General features: G+C 36.7%; 10 protein-coding genes. All 10 read left to right on the top strand.

Annotated elements, in window-relative coordinates; all coding sequences use genetic code 11:
- The first annotated feature begins 159 nt into the window (after positions 1–159).
- The 10 genes from recA to miaB all read left to right on the top strand — a co-directional run bounded on the left by recA (position 160) and on the right by miaB (position 12643).
- Positions 160–1197: a recombinase RecA gene (recA, locus tag J2Z26_RS06135; protein WP_193536535.1), complete on the top strand. Its 1038-nt coding sequence runs from the start codon at positions 160–162 to the stop codon at positions 1195–1197.
- A 298-nt stretch (positions 1198–1495) separates the two neighbouring features.
- Complete coding sequence (gene rny, locus J2Z26_RS06130; protein WP_193536533.1) at positions 1496–3058, top strand: ribonuclease Y; 1563 nt, start codon at positions 1496–1498, stop codon at positions 3056–3058.
- A 115-nt stretch (positions 3059–3173) separates the two neighbouring features.
- Entirely contained in the window at positions 3174–3968 is a 795-nt protein-coding gene (locus J2Z26_RS06125) for a TIGR00282 family metallophosphoesterase (RefSeq protein WP_193536531.1), read from the top strand.
- Between the two features lie 152 nt (positions 3969–4120).
- A complete protein-coding gene (gene spoVS / locus J2Z26_RS06120; protein WP_193536530.1) occupies positions 4121–4381 on the top strand; it encodes a stage V sporulation protein SpoVS in 261 nt (86 codons plus the stop codon).
- A gap of 54 nt (positions 4382–4435) precedes the next feature.
- Positions 4436–5407 carry a dipeptidase gene (locus J2Z26_RS06115; protein WP_193536528.1) on the top strand — a complete coding sequence of 324 codons (972 nt, stop codon included), beginning with the start codon at positions 4436–4438 and terminating at the stop codon, positions 5405–5407.
- Between the two features lie 308 nt (positions 5408–5715).
- Positions 5716–7455: a 2-oxoacid:acceptor oxidoreductase subunit alpha gene (locus J2Z26_RS06110; RefSeq protein WP_193536526.1), complete on the top strand. Its 1740-nt coding sequence runs from the start codon at positions 5716–5718 to the stop codon at positions 7453–7455.
- The gene (locus tag J2Z26_RS06105) at positions 7456–8322 is read left to right on the top strand and encodes a 2-oxoacid:ferredoxin oxidoreductase subunit beta (protein ID WP_193536524.1); all 867 of its coding nucleotides are present in this window, start codon (positions 7456–7458) and stop codon (positions 8320–8322) included.
- Between the two features lie 272 nt (positions 8323–8594).
- Positions 8595–9635, top strand: a complete 1041-nt coding sequence (gene tdh / locus J2Z26_RS06100; RefSeq protein WP_193536522.1) for an L-threonine 3-dehydrogenase — start codon at positions 8595–8597, stop codon at positions 9633–9635.
- 97 nt (positions 9636–9732) lie between these two features.
- Positions 9733–10908: a glycine C-acetyltransferase gene (locus J2Z26_RS06095; protein WP_193536520.1), complete on the top strand. Its 1176-nt coding sequence runs from the start codon at positions 9733–9735 to the stop codon at positions 10906–10908.
- A gap of 202 nt (positions 10909–11110) precedes the next feature.
- Complete coding sequence (gene miaB, locus J2Z26_RS06090) at positions 11111–12643, top strand: tRNA (N6-isopentenyl adenosine(37)-C2)-methylthiotransferase MiaB (RefSeq protein ID WP_193536518.1); 1533 nt, start codon at positions 11111–11113, stop codon at positions 12641–12643.
- Position 12644 lies beyond the last annotated feature (1 nt).

Below are 12644 nucleotides of genomic sequence, written 5' to 3'. Positions count from 1 at the left end.
AAATTTTATTGGAAAATGAATTTTGTGTAGGGGAAAATTGGATTTTACACCAATAAATATCATTAAAAATAAACGAATGAATGTTCGATTTTTTACTTGGCAAATAAGAAAAAACACGGTATAGTATAAATAGGGTTTTTAATAGAGGAGGAATATTAGGTGAGTGATCGTCAAGCTGCATTAGATATGGCACTAAAACAAATAGAGAAACAATTTGGTAAAGGTTCTATCATGAAATTAGGGGAACAAACAGATCGTAAAATCTCGACATCTCCAAGTGGTTCACTGGCACTGGACGTTGCATTAGGTGTAGGTGGATATCCTCGAGGCAGAATAGTTGAAATATATGGACCTGAAAGTTCGGGTAAAACAACTGTGGCTCTTCACGCAATTGCTGAAGTTCAACAAAATGGTGGACAAGCTGCATTTATTGATGCTGAGCATGCTCTTGATCCTGATTATGCTCAAAAGCTAGGGGTAAACATTGATGAATTGTTATTATCACAACCTGATACTGGTGAACAAGCATTAGAAATTGCTGAAGCACTAGTACGAAGTGGTGCAATTGATATTCTTGTTATTGACTCAGTAGCTGCATTAGTACCAAAAGCAGAAATTGAAGGGGAAATGGGAGACTCACACGTAGGGTTACAAGCACGTTTAATGTCTCAAGCTCTTAGAAAACTTTCTGGTGCTATTAATAAATCGAAAACAATTGCTATCTTCATTAACCAGATTCGTGAGAAGGTCGGTGTAATGTTTGGTAATCCGGAAACTACACCTGGTGGTAGAGCATTAAAATTCTATTCTTCTGTTCGATTAGAAGTTCGTCGTGCTGAGCAGTTAAAGCAAGGAAACGATCTTGTTGGTAATAAAACGAAAATTAAAGTTGTTAAAAATAAAGTAGCGCCACCATTTAGAACGGCTGAAGTCGACATCATGTACGGTGAAGGTATTTCTAGAGAAGGTGAAATCATTGATATTGGTTCTGAGCTTGATATTGTTCAAAAGAGTGGTTCTTGGTACTCTTACAATGAAGAGCGTCTAGGTCAAGGACGTGAGAATGCAAAGGTATTCTTAAAAGAAAACCTTGCTTTACGCAAAGAAATACAAGAAAAAATCCGTGCTCATTATGGATTAGACAAAGATATAACAATTCCTGATGCATCTCAAGAGGAATTAGATTTCTTAGAATAGATTAATATAGTTTCGGAGAAAGGGGCATTCTGTGCCTCTTTTTTGTATAAGAAATCAAATGAATATGAAAAAATAGTCGGAATTTCCATATTCATGTAAAGAATTAAGTGGACAGGTCTTGACAATAAAATTTCTCACATTTAAAATTAGTATGTATATCTTTTTAAATTAAGACTTTGTTAGAATTGAAACTGTTTTATGATGCCTTTTTTGCTGTATATTGAAACTATTGTAACAATGTACATGCCGACATTTTGATCTAGCAAGAAAAAAGTTCATAGCAAGAGGAGGTGAAACGATGGATCCATTACAAATAATCATCTCCGCTTTGCTTGGCCTAATCGTCGGTGCAGTTGTTGGCTTTTTTGTTCGTAAATCCATAGCAGAAACGAAAATTGCTGGTGCTAGAAGTGTAGCAGAGCAAATCGTAGAAGATGGAAAACGTGAAGCAGATTCCTCGAAAAAGGAAGCGCTATTAGAAGCGAAGGATGAAATTCACAAACTTCGTACTGAAGCAGAACGAGATATTCGTGATCGAAGAAGCGAACTGCAAAAACAAGAAAATCGTTTAATGCAAAAAGAAGAGAATCTTGATCGTAAGAATGAATCCTTGGATAAACGTGATTTAATGTTAGAAAAGAAAGAGGATTCTCTAAACGGAAGACAACAGCATATTGAAGAGATGGAAAGCAAAGTTGAAGAGATGGTTCGTAAACAGCAAACAGAACTAGAACGCATTTCTGGCTTAACACGTGATGAAGCTAAACAAATCATCCTTGAACGTGTCGAAAATGAACTGTCTCATGATGTAGCCTATATGGTGAAGGACTCTGAAAATCGTGCGAAGGAAGAAGCAGATAAACGAGCTAAAGAAATCCTATCACTAGCCATTCAACGATGTGCGGCTGATCATGTAGCAGAGACCACCGTTTCAGTTGTTAACCTACCTAATGATGAGATGAAAGGTCGAATTATTGGTAGAGAAGGAAGAAACATTAGGACACTTGAGACATTAACAGGAATCGATTTGATTATTGACGACACGCCAGAGGCAGTAATTCTTTCCGGCTTTGATCCGATTCGACGTGAAACTGCAAGAATCGCCCTTGATAAACTTGTTCAAGATGGACGAATCCACCCAGCTCGTATTGAAGAGATGGTTGAAAAGTCTAGAAGAGAAGTTGACGAGTATATCCGTGAAATGGGTGAACAAACAACGTTTGAAGTTGGTGTTCATGGACTACATCCTGACTTAATTAAGATTCTAGGTAGATTGAAATTTAGAACAAGTTATGGTCAAAATGTTTTAAAACATTCAACGGAAGTAGCTTACTTAGCAGGATTAATGGCTGCTGAACTAGGTGAGGATGAAACATTGGCTCGTCGCGCTGGTTTATTACACGATATTGGAAAAGCAATTGACCACGAAGTAGAAGGAAGCCATGTTGAAATCGGTGTAGAGCTAGCGACCAAGTACAAGGAACACCCTGTCGTTATTAACAGCATTGCAGCTCACCATGGTGATACGGAACCAACGTCAATAATTGCAGTATTAGTGGCTGCTGCAGATGCATTATCTGCTGCAAGACCAGGAGCTAGAAGTGAAACACTGGAAAACTATATTCGAAGACTTGAGAAGCTTGAAGAGATTTCAGAGTCTTACGAAGGTGTTGAAAAATCCTTTGCAATTCAAGCGGGGAGAGAGGTCCGTATCATGGTTAAACCTGATACTATTGATGACCTTGAAGCCCACCGTTTAGCGAGGGATATCCGTAAACGTATTGAAGAAGAACTGGATTATCCAGGACATATTAAAGTTACTGTTATACGTGAAACAAGAGCAGTTGAATATGCAAAATAAAGCGGTCAATTTTGACCGCTTTATTTTTTTATTTTTTGTATATTCATTTGCCCAATCCCGTTTTTTGTGACAAACTAAGATATAAAATGATTGAAAGATAATGAAGGTGTGAAAAATGAATATTTTATTTATTGGTGATGTGGTAGGTTCTCCTGGGAGAGACATGGTATCAGAGTACCTACCGAAATTAAGAGCAAAATATAGACCTACTCTTACTATCGTGAATGGTGAGAATGCGGCTAATGGTAAAGGTATAACAGAGAAAATCTATCGTAGTTTTCTCGAATCAGGGGCTCAGGTTGTAACACTAGGAAATCATACTTGGGATAATAAAGAGATTTTTGAGTTTATAGATTCTGCTAAGAAATTAATACGACCAGCAAACTTTCCTGATGAAACTCCTGGGACAGGGATTGTTTATATTAACTGCAATGGTCAAGAGGTTGCTGTTATAAATTTACAGGGAAGAACATTTCTTCCGCCAATAGACTGTCCTTTTAAAAAAGTGGATGAGTTGATAGAAGAAGCTAAGAAACGAACTTCATTTATCTTTGTCGATTTTCATGCAGAAGCAACAAGTGAGAAACAAGCAATGGGATGGTATTTAGATGGACGGGTTTCAGCAGTTGTAGGCACGCATACACATGTACAAACAGCTGATAACCGGATATTACCTAAGGGAACTGCCTATATAACGGATGTGGGAATGACTGGCCCGTATGATGGGATTCTAGGTGTGGAACGTGAAGCTGTATTGAAAAGATTTAAAACTACATTGCCAGTTCGCTTTGAGGTAACTGGAGGTCGCACTCAGCTTAATGGTGTTATAGTTGAACTAGATAAAACCTCTGGAGAAGCAAAAAAAATAGAACGAATTTTAATTAACGAAGATCATCCATTTTTTGACTAATGTGTTAATGTTTGAATTTTTAGATAAAAGAATTTGAACAAGCAGGAATACCTTGAACTCCTCGTGAATATAGTATCAGTGGAATCATTATTTTACTGACTGTTCTAATGAACACTCATGATACATTGTAGAGAACAAGGAGGAAACGAGGAATGGAAATATTAAAAGTTTCAGCAAAATCTAATCCTAACTCTGTAGCCGGTGCACTTGCTGGTGTATTACGTGAAAGGGGAGCGGCAGAAATTCAAGCAATTGGGGCTGGTGCCTTAAATCAAGCGGTAAAGGCAGTTGCGATTGCAAGAGGCTTTGTTGCACCAAGTGGCGTAGACCTTATTTGCATTCCTGCTTTTACAGATATTATTATTGATGGTGAAGAGCGAACAGCTATTAAGTTAATTATTGAGCCGCGTTAATAAAATAAGTTCCATCAGGAATAGCTACAATGTCATAATACCTGTTTGCAGATAATGGCGAACAGGTGTTTTTATGTCTTGATATCAGAAGGAGGAAGTAGGTTGAAAATCTTTGATGCACATAGCGATGTTTTATATAAAATGTGGTTAGACCCATCAATTTCCTTTGTGAGTTCGGATCATTTACATATCTCTTTAGATAAATTAATAAATACAAACAGTAAGGTGCAATGTTTTGCAATATATATACCTGAAACGGTAAAACACGAGCAAAGGTTTGATGTTGCCCTTGAGATGATTCAAATTTTTTATGCTAAGGTAATACCATGTTCTCCAAAATTAAAATTAGTGAGAAATAGATCGGATATTGAAGCATTATCTGATGATGAAATTGGTGCGATGCTAACTTTAGAAGGCTGTGATGCAATCGGGGCGAATATGGTAAAGCTTCAAACTTTAATCCGTTTAGGAGTTGCTTCAGTTGGATTAACCTGGAATTATGCGAATGCAGTGGCTGATGGCATACTGGAAGGGCGAGGGGCTGGGCTCTCCAGTTTTGGACATGAGGTAGTTCATGAGAATAATAAGCATTTCATAATGACTGACGTTTCTCACATTTCAATAAAGGGTTTTTGGGATGTAATAGAGCATGCTGATTATCCAATTGCTTCACATTCTAACGCATTTGCAATATGTAAGAATCCTAGAAATTTGGATGATGAACAAATCAGAAGTTTGATTTCTGTAGACGGAATGATAGGTGTAACTTTTGTACCACAATTTTTATCTGACAAAGGTACAGCCACGATATCTGATGTATTGAAGCATGTTGATCATATTTGCGGATTGGGTGGTGAATATAACCTGGGATTCGGATCTGATTTCGATGGTATAACACAAACGGTAAACGGGTTAGAAAACTACAATGGCTATGAAGGTTTGATTAATACTTTACTAAAGTATTATAAAGAAAACCAAGTAAAAAGGTTTCTTTTTGAAAACTATCTGAACCACCTTCCTATATAGAATTCGATAGTTTTTTATAATTATAAAAAAATATTCTCTTTTTCGTCATAATTTGACTTCTAAGGGTTGCAATTTTTGCTTTATAGGTCTAGAATTGAAAGCGTTTAGTACATATCCAACCACATTTTATTCAATGAATATTTCATATTAAATATAATGGACAAGTCATCTTTTACTAACAAAGGATAACTATTTACAGTTTATTCGATTTTTATATGTTAATTTCTAGTGATTTAGTTGGAAAAGTGCTACACTATTATACGTAATTACTTTCATAATAACGAACGTATTCCAAAGGGGTGTAAGACATGATCAATCAACTTTCATGGAAAGTTGGCGGACAACAAGGGGAAGGAATCGAAAGTACAGGGGAAATTTTCTCTATTGCACTAAATCGATTAGGTTACTATTTATACGGTTATCGCCACTTTTCATCTCGTATTAAAGGTGGACATACTAATAATAAAATTCGTGTAAGTACAACACAAGTTCGCTCAATTTCTGATGACCTTGATATATTAGTAGCTTTTGACCAAGAAACAATTGATGTGAACTATAGTGAATTACGTGAAGGTGGCATTGTAATCGCTGATGCGAAATTTAATCCAACTTTAGCTGCGGATTCAAAAGGTACATTATATGCAGTACCATTTACTGATATTGCAACTGACTTAGGTACTTCTTTAATGAAAAACATGGTAGCGGTAGGTGCTTCTAGTGCATTACTTGACCTTGATATTAAAGTATATCAAGAAGTAGTTGAAGAAATCTTTGGTAAAAAAGGTGAACAAGTTGTCGCTAAAAACATGGAAGCTGTGAAAGCTGGAGCAGATTTCATGAGAGAACAACTTGGTGAAAACGTTGGTGCGATGCAGCTTGAAAAAGCTGATGGCAAAAAACGTATGTTTATGATTGGTAATGATGCAATTGCTATGGGTGCTTTAGCAGGTGGAGCACGTTTTATGCCAGCTTACCCTATTACTCCGGCATCAGAAATCATGGAATACTTAATAGTAAAATTACCTCAATTTGGTGGAACTGTTATTCAAACAGAAGACGAAATTGCTGCTTGTACAATGGCAATTGGTGGTAACTATGCTGGTGTAAGAACTTTAACTGCTTCAGCAGGTCCTGGTCTATCACTTATGATGGAAGCAATCGGTCTTTCTGGTATTACTGAAACACCACTTGTTATTGTTGATACACAACGTGGAGGTCCAAGTACTGGATTACCTACAAAACAAGAGCAATCTGACTTAATGGCAATGATTTATGGTACACATGGTGAAATACCTAAAGTTGTAATGGCACCAAGTACTGTACAAGAAGCATTTTATGATGCTGTGGAAGCGTTTAATATCGCTGAAGAATATCAAGTGCCTGTTATTTTACTAACAGACTTACAGCTTTCTTTAGGTAAACAAACTGTAGAGCCATTAGATTACAGTAAAATTGAAATACGCCGTGGTAAGCTAGATCTTACAAAAGAACTTCCTGAAAGAGAAGACAAAGGCTATTTCAAGCGCTTTGAAGTAACGGAAGATGGTGTATCACCACGTATCATCCCAGGAACGAAAAATGGTATTTACCATGTGACTGGTGTTGAGCACGATGAAACAGGTAAACCATCCGAAAGTGCTCCAAACCGTAAAGCACAAATGGACAAACGTATGAGAAAGCTTAATAATATTAAGTTTGATAATCCAGTTCATATTAACGCAAAACATGATGAGGCCGACGTTTTAGTTATTGGTTTTAACTCAACTCGTGGAACAATTGAAGAGGCAATGACAAGAATTGAGAATGATGGTATTAAAGTCAACCATGCTCACATTCGATTACTTCACCCATTCCCAACAGCTGAATTATTACCTTTAGTTAAATCAGCTAAAAAAGTTGTTGTTGTGGAAAATAACGCAACTGGACAACTTGCAAATATCATCAAAATGAATGTAGGAAATGCTGAAAAAATTACAAATCACTTGAAATATGACGGAAATCCTTTCCTACCTCATGAAATTCACACGAAATGTAAGGAGTTGTTCTAAATGGCAACATTTAAAGAGTTTCGAAATAATGTAAAGCCTAACTGGTGCCCTGGTTGTGGAGATTTCTCCGTACAAGCAGCGATTCAGAGAGCAGCTGCAAATGTTGGATTAGAGCCTGAAGAATTAGCAGTAATTTCAGGTATCGGGTGTTCTGGTCGTATTTCTGGTTATATCAATGCTTACGGATTACATGGTATCCACGGAAGGTCTCTTCCTATCGCACAAGGTGTAAAAATGGCTAACAAAGATTTAACAGTTATTGCATCAGGTGGAGACGGAGATGGTTTTGCGATTGGATTAGGACATACAATCCATGCGATTCGTCGTAATATCGATGTGACTTACATCGTTATGGATAACCAAATCTATGGTTTAACAAAAGGTCAAACATCACCTCGTAGTGATGTCGGCTTCAAAACAAAGAGTACTCCAAAAGGATCGATTGAGTCAGCACTTTCTGTAATGGAAATGGCATTAACTGCTGGAGGAACATTCGTTGCACAAAGTTTCTCAACTGACCTTAAGGATCTAACAGCCCTAATTGAAGCGGGTATTAATCACAAAGGTTTCTCTTTAATTAATGTTTTCAGCCCATGTGTAACGTACAATAAAGTAAACACATATGACTGGTTTAAAGAAAACTTAACTAAATTAAGTGATATCGAAGGTTACGACCCACACAACCGTATGACGGCTATGAAAACTTTAATGGAGCATAAAGGTTTAGTTACAGGTCTAATCTATCAAAACACTGAGCAAAAGTCTTATCAAGAACTTGTTCATGGTTATAGTGAAACTTCTTTAGCTCATGCTGATTTATCATTAAGCGAAGATAAATTTAATAAATTAGTTTCTGAGTTTATGTAAGTTTTTTAAATGGTCCTCTTCTTCATAAGAAGAGGGCTTTTTTTAACGATTATACATTGAAAAAATGTACAGAGCTTATTGTGTTGTCCGCGAACCAACATTGTGTTTAACAGGTTTTTTTATTAAAATTACAAACGCTTACATAAAAATTTTTGAAATTTTATACCAGGTGCTCAAGTGTTCGCGTGGAGTGGACTGACTCCTTTACTGAAAATCAAAACGGTGATAACATGTAATTATATCAGTATCTTGTTAAGAATGGAGTGTTCATGATGAATGGAAAGATGAGAGCGATTGTTAAGCATCACCGTGGTGTAGGTGCTGAACTTCAAATGGTTGATATTCCTCAAATTAAAGATAATGAAGTACTAATAAAAGTAAAAGCTACATCAATTTGTGGTACAGATGTTCATATATACACTTGGGATGAGTGGTCCCAAAGCCGTGTAAATCCACCGTATGTTTTTGGTCATGAATTTGCAGGTGAAGTTGTTGAAGTAGGTTCTAAGGTTACAAATCTTCAAATAGGAGATGCAGTATCTGCTGAAACACATTTAGTTTGTGGAGAATGTCCACAATGTTTAACTGGTCAGTACCATATTTGTAAAAATACAAAAATAATCGGTGTTGATACGAATGGTTGTTTTGCGGAATATGTAGCTTTACCTGCTACAAACTTATGGAAGAATCCTAAAGAAATGCCTTTTGACGTTGCGTCTGTTCAAGAACCTATGGGAAATGCCGTGCATACAGTTCTCTCAGGAGATGTTGCAGGAAAAACTGTAGCGGTAATTGGCTGTGGACCGATTGGTATTATGGCGGTTGGAGTAGCAAAAGCTGCTGGAGCTTCCCAAGTAATTGCCTTCGACTTAAACGATTACCGACTCGATTTAGCGACACAAATGGGTGCAACTACTGTTGTGAATTCTAAGAATGAAGATCCGCTTGAGGTAGTTTCTAAGCTTACAGATGGTAATGGAGTAGATATAGTTTGTGAGATGTCAGGACATCCAGTTGCTATGAACCAAGGCTTCAAAATGGTAACAAATGGCGGACGTGTTTCAATTCTTAGTTTGCCAGTTCGTCCAGTTGAAATTGATGTGACGAATGATATTGTATTTAAAGGGATACAAGTTCATGGAATCACCGGAAGAAAAATGTATGAAACTTGGCAACAAGTCTCTCGTCTATTAAAATCTGGACAAGTAGATGTTAAACCGATGATTACACACCACTTCCCACTTGAAGATTTTGAAAAAGGCTTTGATCTTATGATTCAAGGGAATTGCGGAAAAGTCGTGTTAATTCCTTAATTTACTTTCACGCAAGCGTCTAGTTACTAGTAATGTGTCTAGACGCTTGTTATTATAGTAATAGTAAATTGTATTTACATAACAAGGAGGGGTTCCATTGAAGGGATTTGAATATTTACAAGAAGAACTTAATGAAATGAAACAAAAAGGTACATTTCGTAAGCTTGTACCATTAGAGTCAGATCAAAGTTCTAAAGTTAAGATTAATGGTAAAGAAGTGATCCAGCTATCGTCTAATAACTACCTAGGATTAACGACACATCCAAGATTACGTAAAGCAGCTCTTGAAGCGGTTGAACACTATGGTGCTGGAACGGGTTCTGTTCGTACAATTGCTGGTACATTTTCTATGCATGAAGAACTTGAACAAAAGCTTGCAAAATTTAAACATACTGAAGCAGCTTTAGTTTTTCAATCAGGCTTTACGACAAACCAGGGCGTTTTATCTGCCATATTAACACCTGAGGATGTGGTTATTTCAGATGAGTTAAATCATGCTTCAATTATAGACGGAATTCGTTTAACAAAATCTGGACGTAAGGTATACAAGCATGTTGATATGGAAGACCTTGAAAAAGCATTACAGGAAACACAAAACTATCGTAAACGTCTAATTGTTACAGACGGTGTTTTCTCAATGGATGGAAATATCGCTCCACTTCCTAAAATTGTAGAATTAGCTGAAAAATATGATGCTCTAATTATGGTTGATGATGCTCATGCTTCTGGTGTACTAGGGAAAAATGGACGTGGTACAGTGAACCACTTTGATCTCGATGGACGAGTACACATTCAAGTGGGCACTCTAAGTAAGGCAGTAGGTGTGTTAGGTGGTTACGTAGCAAGTACACAAACACTAATCGATTATTTAATTCATAAAGGTCGTCCGTTCTTATTTAGTACTTCACATCCACCTGCTGTAACTGCGGCATGTATTGAAGCAATTAATGTATTGTTAGAAGAACCGGAACTAATAGAAAAGCTTTGGGATAATACGTCTTTCCTTAAGGAAGGCTTACTAAAACTAGGCTTTAATACAGGACATAGTCAAACTCCTATTACCCCAGTTATCGTAGGAGATGAAGCATTAACTCACCAGTTCTCAGATAAGCTATTAGAATATGGAGTGTTTGCCCAAGGTATAGCTTTCCCAACAGTTGCAAAAGGACTAGGACGTGTACGTACCATTGTTACAGCTGAACACTCAAAAGAAGAATTACAACAAGCTCTTAATAGCTTTGAAAAAGCTGGAAAAGAACTAGGGATTATTTAAATTTTTAGAGAGGATTTGACTCCTCTCTTTTTTGACGGAAAATAATGTTTTACATTTCTTTCAAGTAGTAAGCAGGGGCAAAAAATTGTACAATTTTCTACAAATTGCTTATTTTATTGTTTAAAATTCTATTAACCTATATACTATGATAATGTGTATCAATATTAAGTGGGTCACCACTTCACCGAAAGGAGTATCCTAAATGAATGAAAAACAAAGATTAGAAACAAGTGCTCAAATAAATCCAGCGGACAAAAAATCCGTGAAGGATTATAGCCAATACTTCCAATCTGTTTATCAACCACCTTCTTTACAAGATGCTAAGAAACGTGGAAAAGAAGAAATTAAGATTGACCGTGGTTTCATCATTCCTGAAGATATGCTCAATTTAGGAGTAGGCCGAAAGTTCTATATTCGAACATACGGATGTCAAATGAATGAACACGATACCGAGGTTATGGCTGGTATATTAACAGAGATGGGATATGAGCCTACCGATTCAGTCGAAACAGCTGATATTGTCTTGTTGAATACCTGTGCGATTAGGGAAAATGCGGAAAACAAAGTTTTCGGTGAAATTGGACACCTGAAAACTTATAAAAAACGCAATCCTAATCTATTAATAGGTATTTGTGGATGTATGTCGCAGGAAGAATCAGTGGTAAATAGAATTCTTCAAAAACATCAGTTTGTTGATATGGTCTTTGGTACACATAATATTCACCGTTTACCTCAAATTGTGAAAGAAGCAATGTTTAGTAAGGAAATGGTTGTTGAAGTGTGGTCTAAAGAAGGTGACGTAATCGAAAACCTTCCTAGGGTTCGAAAAGGAGAAATAAAGGCATGGGTTAACATTATGTATGGATGCGATAAGTTCTGTACGTATTGTATTGTACCGTACACTCGTGGTAAGGAACGTAGTCGACTACCTCAGGATATTATTGAGGAAGTACGTCACCTTGCTCGAAATGGATATCAAGAGGTAACTCTTTTAGGTCAGAATGTGAATGCGTATGGAAAAGACTTCACTGATATGAAATACGGACTAGGTGAATTAATGGACGAGCTTCGTAAAATTGATATACCTCGTATACGATTTACGACAAGTCATCCACGTGATTTTGATGACCGCTTAATTGATGTGTTAGCCAAAGGTGGAAATTTGATGGAGCATATTCACTTACCGGTGCAATCAGGTAGCTCTGAGGTTCTCAAATTAATGGCTCGTAAATACGATCGTGAGACATATTTAGAGCTTGTTCGTAAAATGAAGGAAAGAATACCAAATGCTTCATTTACAACCGATATTATTGTTGGTTTCCCAAATGAAACAGACGAGCAATTTGAAGAAACAATGTCCTTATATCGTGAAGTTGAGTTTGATACAGCATATACATTTATTTACTCTCCTCGTGAGGGTACACCTGCAGCAAAAATGGAAGATAATATCCCAATGGAAGTGAAGAAAGAACGTTTACAACGTCTAAACGCTCTTGTTAATGAACTTGCAGTTCAGAAGAATTTAGCTTTACAAGATCAAATTGTTGAGGTACTTGTTGAAGGAGAAAGCAAAAAGAATCCTGAAATACTTGCTGGATACACTAGTAAAAACAAACTAATAAACTTCAAAGGTCCTAAATCAGCAATTGGTAAAATTGTTAAGGTTAAAATTACTCAGGCTAAAACTTGGTCTTTAGATGGAGAAATGATAGAAGAAGCGGTAGAGGTGAATTAAT

It is taken from the genome of Cytobacillus luteolus, assembly GCF_017873715.1.
In the GTDB taxonomy this organism is placed as follows: Bacteria; Bacillota; Bacilli; order Bacillales; family Bacillaceae_L; genus Bacillus_BV; species Bacillus_BV luteola.
This window is presented reverse-complemented; position numbering and strand designations above follow the sequence as displayed.